Consider the following 16205-nt stretch of genomic DNA (forward strand, 5'->3'; position numbering starts at 1 on the left):
CACCTCCTGCCGTCACGGTAGCAGCGCCGGACAAAAGCACCAGCGGCGCTGGCGGCAGGCTTGATGTGGCTCAGCTTTTTGTGGTTTGCACTTCCGTCTGCACAACGGCCTGGACCTTCACGTCGGCCGCATCGTCCTCGTCGCTGTCCGTGCCCTTGCTGATGCTTTCGCCATCGTCGCGGCGCAGGGTCCAGAAGGTCAGCGAGGACAGCACCGTCAGGGCGGCCAGGGTGAGGAAGGCGTGGTGCAGGGCCGTACTGAGCATGGCGCGGTCCGACTGCGGCATGTCGCCCAGGTACCAGCCCGTGATCAGCGAGCCGAAGGCGAGGCCAAAGCTCATCGACAGTTGCTGCATCGAACTGGCGATGGTGCTGGCCATGCTGGAGTCGCTCTTGTCGACGTCGGCGTACGCGATGGTGTTCATGCTGGAAAACTGCAGCGAATTGAAAAAGCCCATGCACAGACTGATGGCGACGATCACGTACAGGGGCGTGCCCACGCCCACGAGCGAAAACATGGCGATGGTGATGCCGATCAGCACCGTGTTGACGATCAGCACCTGGCGGTAGCCGAAGCGGGCCAGCACGCGCGCGGAAATGAATTTCATGCCCATGGCGGCCGCTGCCGACGGCATCATCAGCAAGCCCGACTGCCAGGCGGGCAAGCCCAGGCCCAGCTGGTACAGCAGCGGCAGCAGGAAGGGCAGGCCGCCCACGCCCAGGCGCGTAACGAAGCCGCCCACCACCGAGACGCGGAAGGTGCGGATCTTGAACAGGGTCAGGCGCAGCAGCGGGTGCAGCACTTCGCTCGAATGCCAGGCATACGCGGCCAGCAGACTGATGGAAATGAACAGCAGCACGGCAAACGAAGTGCCGTCGATGCGGTGTTCGCCGAAGATTTCGAGCAGCCACGACAGCAGCGCGATGCCCGTGCCGAACAGCACCAGGCCGATCAGGTCCAGCGGACGGGGCTTGTCCCCATAGTAGTCGGGCATGTAGCGGTGCGCCAGGTACAGCGCCGCCAGGCCGACAGGCACGTTGACGAAGAAAATCTCGCGCCACGACAGCCAGTGCACGATCAATCCTCCCACCGTGGGGCCCAGCAGGGGGCCGATCAGGGCGGGGATGATGACGAAATTCATGGCCGCCAGCAATTGCGACTTGGGAAAGGTGCGGATGATGGTGAGCCGGCCCACCGGCATCATCATGGCCGCGCCCACCCCTTGCAGCAGGCGCGCGGCCACCAGCATCGGCGCATTGACGGACAGGCCGCACAGGATGGAAGCGATGGTAAAGATGGCAACGGCGGCGGAAAACACGCGCCGCGTGCCGAAGCGGTCGGCCATCCAGCCGCTGATGGGAATGCACACGGCCAGGCTCAGGATGTAGCTGGTGACGACGGCCTTCAGGCTCAGCGGCGTCACATGCAGGCTGGCGGCCATGGCGGGAATGGCGGTGTTGACGATGGTGGAGTCGAGTTGCTCCATGAACAGGGCGGTGGCGACCACCCAGGGAAGGTAGCTTTTAATCGGGGAACTGGTCATGGATGCGAGCCTGAGGAGGTAAGACGGAGCCGACAGTACGATGAATTGTCACATAAATGGCGCCCGCGTGCCGCCCGCGCCATTCATTCTGGCAGTGCGCCGGGGGCATCGTCCATGGAACATTTGTTCCATGGCAATAGATTACTGGCAAGGCTAGCATGTGTTTTCCGGCAGTTCCCGCCCCTCCTTCCCGAAAGTCCTATCACATGAAAAATGCACTTACCTTCCTTGCCCTGAGCGCCGCCCTGTCCGCCTGCGGCGGCGGCAGCGATGGCGGTACGCCGGTAGTACCGGTCACGCCGCCCGTCGTGGTCACGCCCGTCGCCGATCCCGTGACGGTCGCCTCGCAAGCGGTCGCGGCCCAGGCTGGCCTGGCCGTGATCGCCGGCGCCAATGCGGACGAGACGGTGTATGACGTGGCGGCCGATATCGGCGACACGTGGCGCATCACGTTCGACAGCGCGAAGAAAACCTACGCGATCCGCGTGCTGTCGACGCAGTTCGGCTTGAGCGACCGCAGCGGCACGTTCAGCGCCGTCACCGTCGGCAATCTCACCACCTACACGGCAACGGATTTCAGCGTCACCGTCGATGCGCGCACGCGTCTTCTTTCGGGCAATATCAAATTGGGTAATATGGTCTCGACCGTCAGCGGCACCGGCTATGCGGTGGGCGACGTGGCCAGGTTGTCCGGCAGCTATATTTTCCTGGGGGCCATGCGCAATGCCTCGAACGGCGGCGACCGTTTCAATCCGAAAGGCAGCCTCAAGGTAGCGGCCGATGGCAGCGCGCAACTGTGTAATGGCGGCGTGTTCAATGCGCAAGGCGTGTGCTCCGCGGTATCGCCGCAGCTGGAAGCGGAAAACGCCAGCCTGACCCTGGTCAAGGATGCGAAGAATGGTTTGCTCGTCGCCCGCCAGGGCCAGCAGGATTTCGGCATCGTCCACGTGCATGCGGGGGACCGGGGGCTGGCGCTGTTCATCGACCGCTACAGCCGCAACCAGGAAAACGTGCTGCGCGTGGGCACCATCGTGGCCGCCAAACAACAGAAGATCGGCAGCGAAATCGCCGGCAGCTACGCCTGCGCGGCGCCGGGCATCAGCGCCAAGATCGAGATTGCGGGCAACACCGCCACCTTGACGAACAACACGACCGGCAAGACGCATGCGGAAACCATCACCGCCAACAAGCTGGGCCTGGGCGCGCAGGCCGTCGATTTCGATGGCATCGCCGTGTTCAAGGACCCGGCCGACGTGCCGGCAGATTACTCGATGTTCATGCCGGTGTCGTCGAGCATGGCGGTCGAGTTTTCGACCGACCGCTCGTATATGGGCACATGCTTGAAAAATTAAGGGCTAGGTGTCGGATTACGCGCTCACGCGCTAATCCGACCTACCACGGGTCGGTGCAAGCAGGTCGGGTTAGCCGGTACGGCGTAACCCGACAACATCATCAGCCCGGCAATCGTTCCAATGCCTCCATCAACGGCATCGCCGCATCGGCAATCCGCTCCAGGCTCGCTTCGCGCAGGGCGGCGGTGTCCACCGTGTGGCCGGAGTCCAGCCCCGCCCAGCGCAGCAGCGCCGCACACGCGGCGGGCGTGTCGAACATGCCGTGCAAGTAGCTGCCGAGGATTTGCCCGTCGCCCGATACGGCGCCTTCCGGCCGCCCGTCGATGACGAAAGCCGGCTGCGCCAGCGCCGCGCCATGCGACATGCCCATGTGGATTTCATAGCCTGACACGGGCGCTTCGGCCGCGCCGGCAAACGCGCAATGGCCGGCGACTTGCTGCAGGCGTTTTTCCGCTGTCAGCTCCGTCACCAGGTCGAGCAAACCCAGTGCCGCTGACTCTCCAGCCGCGCCTTCCACGCCCAGCGGATCGCGCACGCTTTGCCCCAGCATCTGGAAGCCGCCGCAGATGCCGAGCACCTTGCCGCCATAGCGCAGGTGCTTGGCCAGGTAGGCGGGCCAGCCTTGCTGCTGCAGCCAGGCCAGGTCGCCACGCGTGTTCTTGCTGCCGGGCAGGATCACCAGGTCGGCCGGCGGAATCGGCTGCCCCTGCTGGATAAATTGCAGGTCGATGCCGGGGTGGGCGCGCAGCGCGTCGACATCCGTGTGGTTGCTGATGCGCGGCAGTTGCGGCACCACCACCTTGAAGGCGCCCCGTTCGGCTTGCGTCGTTTCGACGGCGTCTTCCGAATCGAGGAACAGGCCTTGCAGGTAGGGCAGCACGGCCAGCACGGGCTTGCCCGTCTGCTGTTCCAGCCACTCGATGCCGGGCGCAAGCAGCGAGATGTCGCCGCGGAAGCGGTTGATGACGAAGCCGACGATGCGTGCCCGTTCGCTGTCGGACAAACACGCCAGGGTGCCGATGATGTGGGCGAAGACGCCGCCCCGGTCGATGTCGGCCACCAGGATCACGGGGCAGTCGACGGCTTCGGCAAAGCCCATGTTGGCGATGTCGCGCGCGCGCAGATTGACTTCGGCGGGGCTGCCCGCGCCTTCGACGATGACGGCGTCGTATTGCTGGCGCAAGCGCGTAAAGGATTCCAGCACGGCGCCCATCGCGATGGTCTTATATTGCTGGTAGTCGCGCGCATCCATCTCGGCGCGTACCTTGCCGTGGATGATCACTTGCGCGGCCGTGTTCGACGACGGTTTCAAGAGCACCGGATTCATGTCCGTGTGCGGCGCGATGCCGCAGGCCAGCGCCTGCAAGGCCTGGGCGCGGCCGATCTCGCCGCCGTCGCTCGTCACCGCGCTGTTCAAGGCCATGTTTTGCGGCTTGAACGGGGCTACCGTCACGCCACGGCGCTTCAATAACCGGCACAGGGCCGCGACGACGGTGCTCTTGCCCGCGTCGGACGTCGTGCCCTGCACCATCAGGACGGGAAAGGGACTCTTCATGTCTGCTGTTCCTGCAGATGTTGCCAGCGCGCGATGATGTCGCTGATCTGGCGCAGCCCTTCGGTAATCGCCGCCGGGCCGGGCGACAGGATGTCGGGCGACTTGATCTCGAACAGCATCTGGTTTTTCACGGCGGGAATCGCATCCCAGCCCGGGCGCGCCGCCAGTTGCGTGGGCTGGAACTTCTTGCCGCACCAGCTGGCGAGGATGATGTCGGGCGCGCGTGCGACCACGTCACGGGAATCGGCGATGATGCGTTCCTTTGCGCCCGGCTGCACGGACAATGCCGGGAAGGCGTCCGTGCCGCCGGCGATGGCGATCAGTTCCGCCGCCCAGCCGATACCGCTCATCAGGGGATCGTTCCACTCCTCAAAGTAAATCACGGGCTTGCGCGTCCACGACATTGCGCGGGCCTGTGCGGCGGCGATGTCCGCGCGCAGGCTGGCGATCAGCAATTTGCCCGCTTCCTCGCGCTGCACCAGCGCGGCCAGCACGGCGATCATGCGCAGGATGCCGTCGACCGTGCGCTGGTTGAACTGGTGTACTTCGATGCCGGCCCTGACCAGGTCGCGGCAGATATCGGCCTGCATGTCGCAAAAGCCGATCACGAGATCCGGCTCCACTGCCAGGATGCGTTCCAGGTTCGTGGATGAAAAGCCGCTGATCTTGGTTTTTTCCTCGCGCGCCCGTGGCGGGCGCACGGTGAAGCCAGAGATCCCCGCGATGACGTCCTCTGCGCCCAGCGCGTACAGCGTTTCCACGGCTTCCGTCGACAGACAGGCGATGCGCTGGTAGTGACTCATTGAGCCGCCTTGGCTGCGGGAGCGCTGCGGCGCTGGCGCGCCGCTTCCAGCTGTTCGCACATGGCGGCCGTGCCTTCGATCATGCGCGGGCCGGCACGGTTCAGCAGGTCGCCATTCAGGCGGAACAGGTTATTTTTGCGCACGGCCGTCATCGACGGGAAGGCGCGCCACATGGCCAGGCCGCCTTCGCTGCGCGGGTCGCTTTTTTCGCTGGTGCCGAAGATGACTTCCGGGTCTTCCTGCAGCACGCCTTCCGGCGTGACGACGGGCGCCACCACCTTCATCGCGGCGAACACATTCTGGCCGCCGCACACGCGCATCGAATCGCTGATGATGCTCGCGCCGCTCAAGGTATATAAAGGTTTGTCCCACACCTGGTAAAACACGCGCACGGGCGGGCGCTGCGCGTATTGCGCCGTCAAGCTGGCCAGTTTGGCGCGCAGCTGGGCGGCGGCCGGCTTGGCGATTTTTTCCGTGCCCATCAGCTGGCCCAGGCGCTCCATGCTGTCGGGGATATCGGCCAGCTTGCGCGGTTCGCTGTGATAGATGGGCACCTTCAGCTGGCGCAGCATGGCGATCTGGCGTTCGGCGCTGCCATGCATCCACACGACGATCAGGTCCGGCTTCATGGCGATGATGCGTTCCATGTCGTACTGGCGGTTGTCGCCCACCTGAGGCAGTTTTTTGGCCGCTTCCGGGTAGTCGCTGTAGCTGACGACACCGGCGATCTTGTCGCCGCCGCCGGCCGCGAACAGCAGTTCCGTGACGTGCGGCGCCAGCGCCAGGATGCGCTGCGCCGGTTTTTCCACGGTGACGGTATTGCCGTCGTCGTCGCGCACGGTGATGGCGGCATGCGCCTGCAGCGAGACCAGTCCGGCCAGCAGCAGCGATATTTTCAGGATTTTCATGTGTGCTTCCATGTGGTAAGGGCCTGCTGCAGGCGCAGCCAGGCATGTTCGTCGGGGGGCAGGCCCAGGCGGATGCCGTGGGCGGCGTGGCGGAACAGGCGCACCCAGATGCCCGATTCCGCCATATGGCGCCAGAGCACCTCGGCGCGTGCTTCCGGCCACCACTGAAACAGCGCCGTGCCGTTGCTGGCGATGCCGTGCGCCGCCAATAACTGGCGCAGGCGGGCGCCTTCGCCGCGCAGGCGCTCGCGCATCGCTTCCTGCCAGTGCGTGTCGTTCAGGGCGGCCAGCGCCACTTGCTGTGCCGGGCCGCTGACGGTCCACGGACCCAGCATATCGGCCAGCTGCGTCAGCAGCGCGGGAGGGGTGGCGACAAAGCCCAGGCGCAAGCCGGCCAGGCCAAAGAATTTGCCTACCGAGCGCAGCACGATCAAGCCTGGCCGATGCGTATGGGGACCCAGGCTGGCGTGTGACTCCGTGTCGCCAAACGCTTCATCGACCACCAGCCAGCCGCCGCGCGCGGCCAGCTTGCCGGCCCACTCCAGCAGCAGTTCCGGTGCGATGCGTTCGCCCGTGGGATTGTTCGGGTTGCAGACGACCAGCACGTCGCAGTGGTCGACGGCATCGGCCAGCAGCGCATACGGCACTTGCCGCAACTGGTGGCCGTGCTGGCCCCAGTGGTGCGCATGTTCCGCATACGAGGGCGCGGCTACCACCACGCGTGACGGCGCGCGCAGGCGGGGCAGGGCCTGGATGGCGGCCTGCGTGCCCGCCACGGGCAGCATGGCCGGTGCGCCGTAGTAGCTGCAGGCGGCTGCGGCCAGGGCAGGATCGGCTTCCGGCAGCCGGTGCCAGGCGTTGGCGTCGGGTGCTGGCGCCGCATACCAGTGCGGATTGATGCCGGTCGACAGGTCGATCCAGTCGGCGATCGGCCGGTCGTATTCACGCGCCGCGTCGCGCAGATTGCCGCCATGTTCAAGCAAGATACTTCCCTTTCAGGTAAAACAGGCCCGCCAGCAGCGCCACCCAGATCAGCCACAAGACAGCCGTTTCCGCCACCAGGCGCCAGGCGCGGTCGATGTCGCGCGCTTCCGCGGGACGGCCGGCGCCCAAAGGCGGGCGGCGTTCCAGTTCGCCGTCATAGATGGCGTCGCCGCCCAGGGCCAGGCCCAGGGCGCCGGCGCCGCTGGCCATCACGGGCCCCGCATTCGGGCTGCCCCAATTGGGCGCCTGCGTGCGCCAGCAGTGCCATGCGTTTTTTTTGTCCGCCATGCTCTTGCCCAGCAAGACATAGGACAAGGCCGTCAGACGCGCCGGCAGGTAATTGAGGATGTCGTCGAAGCGCGCGGCGCAGCAGCCGAACCAGTCGTAGCGCGCATTGCGGTAGCCCCACATGGCGTCGAGGGTATTGGCCAGCCTGAAAAGCACGGCGCCGGGGCCGCCCGCCACGGCAAACCAGAACAGGGTGCCGAAGACGGCGTCGTTGCCGTTTTCCAGCAAGGACTCCGTGCTGGCCTTGGCCAGGCTGGCCGCATCGGCATTGGCCGTGTCGCGGCTGACGATGCGCGCCGTCAGCAGGCGCGCGTTGTCCAGGTCATCGATGGCCAGGGCATCGGCGATCGGTTGATTGTGGTCGCGCAGGCTGCGCAAGCCGAGGCACAGATACAGCAAAAGGACGTGCAAGGCCGCCCCGGCCAGGCCGCACAGCCACCAGGCGGCATAGCTGAGGGGCAGCACGGCCAATGCCCATGCCAGCGCGCCGCGCAGGAAACGCCCACGGCCCCGGTTTAGCAGGCGCTCGAGCGCGCTGGCGAGGCGGCCAAAACCCACCAATGGATGCCAGCGGCGCGTTTCTCCCAGCAGCATGTCGAGCAGCACGCTGGCCGCCATCAAGGCGGCCAGCATGGGCAGCGACAGGCCGCTCAGCATGGGCTGCCTTTCAGGTACAGGGGCAAGCCGGCGGCGACAAAGACAGCCTTGTCGCACACGGCGGCCACGGCCTGGTTCAAGCGGCCCGCTTCATCGGTGAAGCAGCGCGAGATGGCGCCGTAGGGGACGATGCCCATGCCCACTTCATTCGAGACGAGCACGAGGTCGCAGCCGGTGTCTTCGATTTCGGCCAGCGCGTACAGCAGGTGCGCGCGCTCGCTGTGGAACAGTTCGGGCAGGGCGAGGTCGCCCACGTCCGGATACGTCGCGCCGCCGGAAAACATCAAATTCGTCAGCCACAGTGTCAGGCAGTCGACCAGCAGCAGCCTGCCGGGCCGTGCTTCCCGCAGGATGGCGTCGCCCAGGCGCAGCGGTTCTTCGATAGTCACCCACCCGGCCGGGCGTTGCGCACGGTGATGCGTGATGCGCGTGGCCATCTCGTCATCGCCCGCCTGCGCGGTGGCGATGTAGAGCACTTCCTTGCCGGACTCGCGGGCAAGCTTTTCGGCATAGGCGCTCTTGCCGGAGCGGGCGCCGCCGAAGACCAGGGTGCGCGTCATGGCGCTGTTACCACTCGGTGCCGATTTGTGCGCCGATGCCGGCCGCGTACGCATGCTTGACGACGGCCATTTCGGTGACGGTGTCGGCGATGGCGATCAATTCGTCCGGCGCGCCGCGGCCCGTGATGACCACGTGCTGCATGGCCGGGCGTTCCAGCAGGTCGGCGATGACTTTATGTACGTCGAGGTAGTTGTACTTGAGGGCGATATTGAGTTCGTCGAACAGCACCAGGCCGTAGCTGGGGTCGGCCAGGAAGGTTTTCGCCTGCTCCCATGCCAGTTCGGCTTTTTCGATGTCGCGTTCGCGGTTCTGCGTTTCCCAGGTATAGCCTTCGCCCATCGCATGAAAACTGATTTCATCGGGGAAGCGGCGCAGGAATTTCTCTTCGCCCGTCGACATGGCGCCCTTGATGAACTGCACCACGCCCACTTTCATGCCGTGGCCCATGGCGCGGATGGCCATGCCGAAGCCGCTCGAGCTCTTGCCCTTGCCGTTGCCCGTGTTGACGATGATGATGCCGATTTCCTTGTCGGCCTTGGCGATGGCCGCGTCGATGATGGCTTTTTTTCTCTCCATGCGCACGCGGTGGCGTTCGTTGATTGCGGCTGTTTCTACGTCGATAGGTTTGTTGTCGCTCATGTCTGATCCTCTTTCGGTATGAATATCTTGCGTTTGCCGTGATCGATGATTTCGATAGGGTGGCCCAGGTAGTCGCCCAGGATGGAGGCCTGCATCACCTCGGCCACAGGGCCGGCCAGCCAGCCGCCGTCGCCCATCAGCAGCAGCGCATGGGTCGAGACGCTGTGCGCCAGGTTCAGGTCATGGCCTACCATGACCACGGTTTTATTCTGTTCGCGGCACAGCTTGGCCAGCAGGCCCATGACGCTGACCTGGTGCGCCAGGTCCAGCGCGTTGGCCGGTTCATCCAGCAGCAGCAGGGGCGTGTCCTGTGCCAGCATGGCGGCGATCGCCACGCGCTGGCGTTCGCCGCCGGACAGGCTGCGCACGTCGCGCTCGGCCAGGTGGTCCACTTCCATCGAGGCCAGTGACGCCAGGGCGATGCGCTGGTCGTCGCTGCCTTCCCAGTAATGGTTGTCGTGATACGGGTGGCGCGCCGACAGCACGGTTTCGATGACGCGGTACGAGAACGCGTCGTGCCGCGCCTGCGCGAGGAAGGCCCGTTCGCGCGCGAGTGCTTCCAGTGGCCAGTCGATCAGGGCGCGGCCCTGTATCGTCACGTGGCCGGCATCCGGTTCACGCAAGCCGGCCAGGGTGCGCAGCAAAGTACTTTTGCCGGCGCCGTTGCGGCCGATGACACTCCAGCATTCACCGTCTTTGATCTGCCAGGTGAGGTTTTCCACGAGGGAGCGCGTGCCCGCCTTCAGGCCCAGTTGGTAGGTGCGGATCATGCTTTTTTCATCTCCTGCGCAGCCGGTGCAGTTGGTACAGGAACACGGGCGCGCCTATCATGGCCGTCACCACGCCGACGGGCAACTGCAAGGGTGCCAGCACGGTGCGCGCCAGGGTATCTGCCAGGACGAGGAAGGTGCCGCCGGCCAGAGCGGCGGCCGGTATCAGCAGGCGGTGATCGGGGCCGCAGGCGAAGCGCAGCGCGTGCGGCACGATCAGTCCGACGAAGCCCACGCTGCCGGCGCTGGTGACGGCGCTGGCCGTGAGTAGGCCGGAGCAGAAGAACAGGCCCTTGCGCAGGGCGCCCACGCGCACGCCCAGGGTGCTGGCCGCTTCCGCGTGCAGGGCCATGACGTTGAGCGAACGCGCGCAGCGCAGCGCAAAGACCATGGCGCCCGCCAACACCAGCCAGGGCATCAGCCGCGCGGGCGCGCCGGACAGGTCGCCGATCATCCAGAACACCATGCTGCGCAAGCGGCTTTCCGGGGCGATGGAGAGCATCAGGGTGACGATGGCCATGCAGGCCGAGGCCAGGATCACGCCCGTCAGCAGCAACAGCGAGGCGCCGCCTTCGGCCGCCGTGCCGCCGCGCAGGTCGCGCCGGGCAAAGAAGTACAGCAGCATGGACACGCCGACGGCGCCGGCGAAGGCGGCCGCGTCGACGACCCACAGCGCGCACATGAACAGCAGCGCGGCCAGCGCGCCGACGGAAGCGCCGGCGGAAATGCCCAGCACGTAAGGATCGGCCAGGGGATTGCGCAGCAGCGCCTGCATCATCAGGCCCGCCAGCGACAGCGCCGCGCCGGTGACAAAGGCGGTCAGCGCGCGGCCCAGGCGCAGGTCGAGCAGGGTGGCGGCGAGGGTATCGGTCTTGCCCTGTACAACATGGAACAGGGCGGAAGGCAGGTCGGCGAGCGGAATCGCGATCGAGCCGATCATGCCGGAGAAAATCAGGCTGGCAATTGCGCACACGATCAGCACCGTGAGGATCACGGTGGCGCGGTGGCGCATGTTGCGGAAAAATGGGTGCATGTACTGCCTTGGAAACGGGGACTGCCGAACTGCATCTGCGGGCGATGAAAGCAATGCCATCGCCCGCAGCTTACATCATTACTACGTGCTTATTTCATGCCGTAGCGTACACCGACGAAGACTTTCGAGCCTGGTGTCGCGTAGAAGCGCGCCAGTTCGTAATCCTTGTTGGCGATGTTGTTCCAGCGCGCCAGCACCGACCAGTCGCGGGTGAACTGGTAGGTGGCGTACAGATTGACCAGACCATATCCGCCCAGGACGTTCTTGTTGGCGGCATCATCGAAACGTTTGCCCGACAATTGCCACTCGGCGCCCGACGTCAGCGCACCAGCCGTGTAGTCGATGGCGAAGTTGGCGTGCTGCTTGGCGCGGCGTACCAGTTGCTTGTCCTTGGTTTCATCGCGCGGGTCTTGCAGGTCGATGTTGCCGCTGACATTGAACGCGCCGAACTTGCGTGCGCCAGCGATGGTCAAGCCTTCCAGCAGCGCCTTGTTGACGTTGTAGGCGCAGCCGTAGCCGGTGAACAGCGGATCGGGGCAAGGCGAGGTATTGAGCAGCAGGTCGCTGACCTTGTTGTGGTAGTAGCTGGCGCTCAGTTTCGACACGCCGTCGTCGTAGCGCAGACCCACTTCGGCGTTGCGGCCCGTTTCCGGCTTGTTCGTCGCCAGGCCATAGCCCGGGTAGTACAGCTCATTGAAGGTTGGTGCACGGAAGCTGGTGCCGTAGCTGGCGTTGGCGCGCAATGCGTTGGTGATGCGGTAGCCGTAGGCGACGCTGCCCGTGTTGTGCGTGCCGAATGCCGAGCTGTCATCACGGCGGCCGCTGATGCTGACCAGGTGCGCGCCGCGTACCAGGTTGTACGACGCAGCGAAGGATTTGGTGTTGCGTCCACCGGTGACTTCTTTATTCAGGGTCGACGTCACATCTTCATCGCGGTAGCTGGCCAGCAGTTGCAGGTTGTCGCGGCCGAAGCGGATGTCATTTTGCCAGGTCAGGTCGGTCTGCTTGGTGTTGATCTGGCTCTTGCTCCACGAATCGGTGCCGCCATCATTGCCGGCCTTGTCGCGCGCTTCCGCATAACGCAGTTCGCTGGTCCAGTTGGGCAGGAATTCGTTCTTCGTGAAGACGGAGACGTTTTCCAGTTTCTCGTTGCTGCGTGCATCGTAACCAGGACCGGCGTCATACTGCGCTTTCAGTTCGCTATTCAGGAATGTCAGGCCCACTTCATGGCCTTTGGCCATCTGATAGCCGAACTGGCCGCTGAAGCTTTCCTTGTCGTAGCCATCTTTGTCTGGATTGTAGGTGTATTCAGGCGATGCACCGAGCTTCGAGGCCGAGAAACCATCCGATTTTTCCTTGCCTGCAGCCAGCGCATAGCTGAAGCTGTTCGGACCAGCGGTGGAACCGGCCACTTGCGCTTCGACCTGGCGCGTGTTGTTGCTGCCGTAACCGGCGAAGGCGGAGACGCGCGTGGCGCCATCGCCTTTTTTCGTGAAGATCTGGATCACGCCGCCGATGGCGTCGGCACCGTACATGGTGCTCAGTGGACCGTAAACGATTTCAATGTGGTCGATGCTGGAAAGGGGCAGGGCGCTCCAGTTGGCCGTGCCCAGGGTGGACGAGCCAATGCGCACACCATCAACCAGCACGATATTCTGGTTGCTGTTCGCACCGCGAATGAATACGCTGGCAGAGGTGCCTGGGCCGCCGTTACGCGCCACTTCGATGCCGCGTTGTTTTTGCAGCAGATCGACAATCGAGCTGGCACCCGAACGCGCGATGTCTTCCGCGCTGATGGTTTGCGTATCGCTCAAGACTTCGCTCAGGTGCTGTGGGTAGCGGCTGGCGGTCACGACGATCGGATCGAAGGTGTCGGGTGTGGTCTGGGCGAAAGCGGCAGGCGCGGCAATGGCTAGCGCGAGCGACGTGAGCGCCGCGTGGCGGGAAACAGCATGGGTCATGATAATTTTCAGTAAGTAATATGCAACCAGCCGACGTCCCCGTAGGCCAGATTGAACAGAAGTGGGAACTGAAGATGACGATCGAAGATGGCCATGGGCCATTCGGATCGCGAACATCCCCGTTCGCACTTCCACCTGTCCTGGCCGGTATCCGGGCTGGCAAGTACGGCTATCCCACCTTCCCATGCTCGATGATTGCAAGCACAGTGGTTGTCAGAGATAGCTTGTCGTCCGCTTCCTGTAGGCAGGGACGACACTTGCTTACCGTTGCGGGGGCAGCACACGTTCGCCGCGGGCGCGGCATCGTGTTTCCCGTTTAACTGCGCTCATGGACATGAGCGCGGGCACCAAAACCCGGTCATTATACGTGCAGTGGGCGTGGACTGACATGGCTGGCTGGACGATTCGCTATCAGAAATCGATGACGACCGTCGCACCATAGGCGATTTTGTGGGCGGAATGGGCGGCCAGCAGGGCCGTTTCCTCCAATGGCAGCCGCGCCTGCAATGCCGACAGCAGGCGGATGGTGCCCGCATGGCAGATGATGACCGCCGTGTCGTGTTGTTCGCGCAACAGATCGCCTAAAAATGCATCGACGCGGGCAGCCATCGCCAGCACATTTTCGCCGCCGCCGGGGCGGTACCAGGCCAGGTCCGCGGCCCAGGCATCGATGTCCGCGCGCGCAATCGCGTGCCAGGGCTGCATTTCCCATGTGCCGAAATCCATTTCGGCCAGCCGGGCATCAAAGTGCAATTCGCTCGCGGGCAGATCCTGCGCCAGGGCCGTCGCCAGGCTGGCGCAGCGGCGCAGCGGACTGGCGTAGAGCGGCACACCGGGTGGCAAGGTCGCTTGCAGATGGGCGCGCACCCTCGCGATTTCATGCGGCGCCACCGCCACGTCGCTGCGGCCATAGCAGGTGCCGCTGGTCACCTGCGGCGCGGGGTGGCGAACGAGGATCAGGCGCATGGTGTCAATAGAAGCGTGTTGGCGGCTGAAAGCTGGAAAGGATGGCCAGGTAAATCGCCACTTCGGCCAGTTGCTGCACGGCGCCCAGGCAGTCGCCCGTATAGCCTTGCAGGCGGCGCTGGCATTTGCGGCCCAGCCAGAATGCGGCAGCTGCCGCCGCGACGATGGCAAAGACCAGCGCCGCCCAGTCAACTATCCCCAGCAGGGCGCAGGCGATGGCAGGCAGCAGGGCGCAGACGGCGGCGATGATGAATTCCCCCGTCGTCATTTCCTGCGCCATCGGTTTGGCCTTGCCTTCGTCGCGCGCATAGTCCATGAGCCAGATCAGCGAGACGGCGGCCAGGCGTGAGAGCGGATGGGCGATGAATAGGGTCGCCACCACGGAGGCAGGCGGCAGCGAAGCGAGCGCCGCGCACTTGATGGCCAGCAGGCAGACGATGCCGATGGCGCCATAGGCGCCGATGCGCGAATCCTTCATGATTTCCAGCACCCGCTCGCGCGTCAAGCCGCCGCCGAAGCCGTCGCACATGTCGGCAAAACCGTCTTCATGGAAGGCGCCCGTCAGGTAGATGCCGGCGGCGACGGCCAGCAGCACGGCCACCGCCGAAGGCAGGAGCCAGCTGGCCAGCAGATACACGGCGCCGCTGATGGCCGCCACCACCACGCCGACCAGTGGAAAGTAGCGCGAGGCGTGTTGCAGCCAGGCCGGCTCGAAACCCACCCAGCGGGGGATCGGCAGGCGCGTGAAGAACTGCAGCGCGGTAAAGAACAGGCGGCACTGATGGATTGCGGCGGAAACGGGGTTGCTCATGATCTTAGTCTGGCGTGGACTTTTCGCTGACCTGGGCCGAGGCGAACGTGGCCATCTCGCGCATGAAGTTGACGGCCGCGTGCAGCAGCGGCAAGGCCAGCGCCGATCCCGTGCCTTCACCGAGGCGCAAATCGAGATGCAGCAGCGGACGCGCATCCAGGCTGGCCAGCAACTGGCGATGGCCGTTTTCATCGGAGCAGTGTGAAAACACGCAGTAATCGAGGATGGCTGGCTGCAAACGGGCCGCCACCAGCAGGGCGCTGCTGACGATGAAGCCGTCGATCAGCAGAATCATGCGCCGTTCGGCTGCCTTGAGCATGGCGCCGGCCATCATGGCGATCTCGAAACCGCCAAAGGTGGCCAGCACGTCGAGCGGCTCATGGATTGCCGCATGATGGGCGACAGCCGCCTCGATCACCTGCTGCTTGTGTAATACCCCTTCCTTGGACAGGCCCGTGCCGGCACCGACGCAGTCGGCAACCGGCGTTTGCGTCAGCTTGTGCATCAGTGCGGCAGCGGCAGTGGTGTTGCCGATGCCCATTTCGCCAAAGCCCAGCACATTGCCGTCCAAGGTGGCGGCCAGGTCCATGCCCGCCTGCATGGCGGCCAGGCATTGTTCCTGGCTCATGGCGGGTTCCTTGGCAAAGTTGCGGGTGCCGGGAGCTTGCTTGCGGTCCAGCAGGCCGTCGCGCGGGCCGAAATCGTGGTTCACGCCGGCGTCTACTATATAGAGGGCGCAATCGGCCTGGCGGGCAAAGACATTGATCGCGGCGCCGTTGCCGAGGAAGTTCTCCACCATTTGCCAGGTCACGCTTTGCGGATAGGCGGAAATGCCTTCGGCGACGACACCATGGTCGGCCGCGAAAACGATGATGGCGGGTTGGTGCAATGCCAGTTGCGTGCTTTGCTGGATCAGGCCGATCTGGCGCGCCAGGGTTTCCAGCATGCCGAGACTGCCCAGCGGCTTGGTCTTGCTATTGATGGCATGTTCGAGGGCGTTGGCCAGGGCGGGATTGGCGGTGGGGACGATGTGTGGGATAGGCATGGAAGTCAAGGTGATGGGGCAGGGGATTGTTGGCGCTACGATATCACACAGCAATATTTGCCCAGCTGCAAATTAGCGCTTGCGGGCCGCGCGGGGCAGGGCTATAATTCGCCCCCTCGCTGAACGACGCATGCAAATGCTGAGTGCGGTGAGAAAAAGAAGGAGTTGACGGATGTAGTGAAATGCTTCATACTCTTCCTTCTTCGCAGCTGACAAACACAACGCTTTGTCGATAGCGCGAGAGTAGCAAATAAGTAGCACCGAATACAGTTCTTTAACAATTAACAGTCGATAAGTGTGGGCATTTGATGCAAGTGCAGCGTCAATCT

At 64.4% G+C, this 16205-nt stretch carries 16 protein-coding genes and 1 riboswitch; of the genes, 1 reads left to right on the forward strand and 15 read right to left on the reverse strand.

What is annotated here, in order from left to right:
* Nucleotides 1–70: 70 nt before the first annotated feature.
* Nucleotides 71–1543, reverse strand: coding sequence for a DHA2 family efflux MFS transporter permease subunit (locus AC1Q6X_RS19240; RefSeq protein WP_492498154.1), 1473 nt, complete (start codon nucleotides 1541–1543; stop codon nucleotides 71–73).
* Nucleotides 1544–1749: 206 nt separating this feature from the next.
* On the opposite strand from AC1Q6X_RS19240, the gene AC1Q6X_RS19245 reads away from it, so the two are divergent.
* Complete coding sequence (locus AC1Q6X_RS19245) at nucleotides 1750–2895, forward strand: hypothetical protein (protein WP_492498155.1); 1146 nt, start codon at nucleotides 1750–1752, stop codon at nucleotides 2893–2895.
* 100 nt (nucleotides 2896–2995) lie between these two features.
* Here AC1Q6X_RS19245 and AC1Q6X_RS19250 read toward each other — a convergent pair whose 3' ends face one another.
* The 14 genes from AC1Q6X_RS19250 to AC1Q6X_RS19315 form a co-directional block, all read right to left on the reverse strand.
* On the reverse strand, nucleotides 2996–4450 hold the full coding sequence (locus tag AC1Q6X_RS19250; RefSeq protein ID WP_492498156.1) for a cobyric acid synthase: 1455 nt from the start codon (nucleotides 4448–4450) through the stop codon (nucleotides 2996–2998).
* A complete protein-coding gene (locus tag AC1Q6X_RS19255) occupies nucleotides 4447–5253 on the reverse strand; it encodes an ABC transporter substrate-binding protein (protein ID WP_492498157.1) in 807 nt (268 codons plus the stop codon). The genes AC1Q6X_RS19250 and AC1Q6X_RS19255 overlap by 4 nt, the downstream gene beginning before the upstream one ends.
* Entirely contained in the window at nucleotides 5250–6161 is a 912-nt protein-coding gene (locus tag AC1Q6X_RS19260; RefSeq protein WP_492498158.1) for a cobalamin-binding protein, read from the reverse strand. The genes AC1Q6X_RS19255 and AC1Q6X_RS19260 overlap by 4 nt, the downstream gene beginning before the upstream one ends.
* Nucleotides 6158–7144: a threonine-phosphate decarboxylase CobD gene (cobD, locus tag AC1Q6X_RS19265; protein WP_492498159.1), complete on the reverse strand. Its 987-nt coding sequence runs from the start codon at nucleotides 7142–7144 to the stop codon at nucleotides 6158–6160. Before cobD ends, AC1Q6X_RS19260 begins: the two co-directional genes overlap by 4 nt.
* Nucleotides 7137–8090 carry an adenosylcobinamide-phosphate synthase CbiB gene (cbiB, locus tag AC1Q6X_RS19270; protein ID WP_492498160.1) on the reverse strand — a complete coding sequence of 318 codons (954 nt, stop codon included), beginning with the start codon at nucleotides 8088–8090 and terminating at the stop codon, nucleotides 7137–7139. The genes cobD and cbiB overlap by 8 nt, the downstream gene beginning before the upstream one ends.
* Complete coding sequence (gene cobU, locus AC1Q6X_RS19275; RefSeq protein WP_492498161.1) at nucleotides 8084–8650, reverse strand: bifunctional adenosylcobinamide kinase/adenosylcobinamide-phosphate guanylyltransferase; 567 nt, start codon at nucleotides 8648–8650, stop codon at nucleotides 8084–8086. Before cobU ends, cbiB begins: the two co-directional genes overlap by 7 nt.
* A gap of 7 nt (nucleotides 8651–8657) precedes the next feature.
* Nucleotides 8658–9290 (reverse strand): cob(I)yrinic acid a,c-diamide adenosyltransferase, encoded by a 633-nt coding sequence (gene cobO / locus AC1Q6X_RS19280; protein ID WP_070219379.1) that lies wholly within the window; start codon nucleotides 9288–9290, stop codon nucleotides 8658–8660.
* A complete protein-coding gene (locus AC1Q6X_RS19285) occupies nucleotides 9287–10060 on the reverse strand; it encodes an ABC transporter ATP-binding protein (RefSeq protein ID WP_492498162.1) in 774 nt (257 codons plus the stop codon). The genes cobO and AC1Q6X_RS19285 overlap by 4 nt, the downstream gene beginning before the upstream one ends.
* A gap of 7 nt (nucleotides 10061–10067) precedes the next feature.
* Entirely contained in the window at nucleotides 10068–11093 is a 1026-nt protein-coding gene (locus tag AC1Q6X_RS19290) for a FecCD family ABC transporter permease (protein WP_436543966.1), read from the reverse strand.
* Between the two features lie 89 nt (nucleotides 11094–11182).
* Nucleotides 11183–13054 (reverse strand): TonB-dependent receptor domain-containing protein, encoded by a 1872-nt coding sequence (locus tag AC1Q6X_RS19295; RefSeq protein WP_492403316.1) that lies wholly within the window; start codon nucleotides 13052–13054, stop codon nucleotides 11183–11185.
* 125 nt (nucleotides 13055–13179) lie between these two features.
* Nucleotides 13180–13421, reverse strand: a riboswitch (cobalamin riboswitch).
* A gap of 44 nt (nucleotides 13422–13465) precedes the next feature.
* Complete coding sequence (locus AC1Q6X_RS19300; protein WP_492403315.1) at nucleotides 13466–14020, reverse strand: histidine phosphatase family protein; 555 nt, start codon at nucleotides 14018–14020, stop codon at nucleotides 13466–13468.
* Nucleotides 14021–14024: 4 nt separating this feature from the next.
* On the reverse strand, nucleotides 14025–14831 hold the full coding sequence (locus AC1Q6X_RS19305) for an adenosylcobinamide-GDP ribazoletransferase (protein WP_492498163.1): 807 nt from the start codon (nucleotides 14829–14831) through the stop codon (nucleotides 14025–14027).
* Between the two features lie 4 nt (nucleotides 14832–14835).
* Complete coding sequence (gene cobT, locus AC1Q6X_RS19310) at nucleotides 14836–15876, reverse strand: nicotinate-nucleotide--dimethylbenzimidazole phosphoribosyltransferase (RefSeq protein WP_492498164.1); 1041 nt, start codon at nucleotides 15874–15876, stop codon at nucleotides 14836–14838.
* Between the two features lie 72 nt (nucleotides 15877–15948).
* The coding region (locus AC1Q6X_RS19315; RefSeq protein WP_492498165.1) for a hypothetical protein at nucleotides 15949–16205 on the reverse strand (257 nt) is incomplete at its 5' end.

This window comes from Janthinobacterium sp. GW823-FHT06H09 (genome assembly GCF_058794735.1).

What these genes read in the sequence shown, in the direction of transcription:
- AC1Q6X_RS19240 (WP_492498154.1), bottom strand. Translation starts at nt 1,543, where the DNA reads ATGACCAGTTCCCCGATTAAAAGCTACCTTCCCTGGGTGGTCGCCACC.
- AC1Q6X_RS19245 (WP_492498155.1), top strand. Translation starts at nt 1,750, where the DNA reads ATGAAAAATGCACTTACCTTCCTTGCCCTGAGCGCCGCCCTGTCCGCC.
- AC1Q6X_RS19250 (WP_492498156.1), bottom strand. Translation starts at nt 4,450, where the DNA reads ATGAAGAGTCCCTTTCCCGTCCTGATGGTGCAGGGCACGACGTCCGAC.
- AC1Q6X_RS19255 (WP_492498157.1), bottom strand. Translation starts at nt 5,253, where the DNA reads ATGAGTCACTACCAGCGCATCGCCTGTCTGTCGACGGAAGCCGTGGAA.
- AC1Q6X_RS19260 (WP_492498158.1), bottom strand. Translation starts at nt 6,161, where the DNA reads ATGAAAATCCTGAAAATATCGCTGCTGCTGGCCGGACTGGTCTCGCTG.
- cbiB (WP_492498160.1), bottom strand. Translation starts at nt 8,090, where the DNA reads ATGCTGAGCGGCCTGTCGCTGCCCATGCTGGCCGCCTTGATGGCGGCC.
- cobU (WP_492498161.1), bottom strand. Translation starts at nt 8,650, where the DNA reads ATGACGCGCACCCTGGTCTTCGGCGGCGCCCGCTCCGGCAAGAGCGCC.
- cobO (WP_070219379.1), bottom strand. Translation starts at nt 9,290, where the DNA reads ATGAGCGACAACAAACCTATCGACGTAGAAACAGCCGCAATCAACGAA.
- AC1Q6X_RS19285 (WP_492498162.1), bottom strand. Translation starts at nt 10,060, where the DNA reads ATGATCCGCACCTACCAACTGGGCCTGAAGGCGGGCACGCGCTCCCTC.
- AC1Q6X_RS19290 (WP_436543966.1), bottom strand. Translation starts at nt 11,093, where the DNA reads ATGCACCCATTTTTCCGCAACATGCGCCACCGCGCCACCGTGATCCTC.
- AC1Q6X_RS19295 (WP_492403316.1), bottom strand. Translation starts at nt 13,054, where the DNA reads ATGACCCATGCTGTTTCCCGCCACGCGGCGCTCACGTCGCTCGCGCTA.
- AC1Q6X_RS19300 (WP_492403315.1), bottom strand. Translation starts at nt 14,020, where the DNA reads ATGCGCCTGATCCTCGTTCGCCACCCCGCGCCGCAGGTGACCAGCGGC.
- AC1Q6X_RS19305 (WP_492498163.1), bottom strand. Translation starts at nt 14,831, where the DNA reads ATGAGCAACCCCGTTTCCGCCGCAATCCATCAGTGCCGCCTGTTCTTT.
- cobT (WP_492498164.1), bottom strand. Translation starts at nt 15,876, where the DNA reads ATGCCTATCCCACACATCGTCCCCACCGCCAATCCCGCCCTGGCCAAC.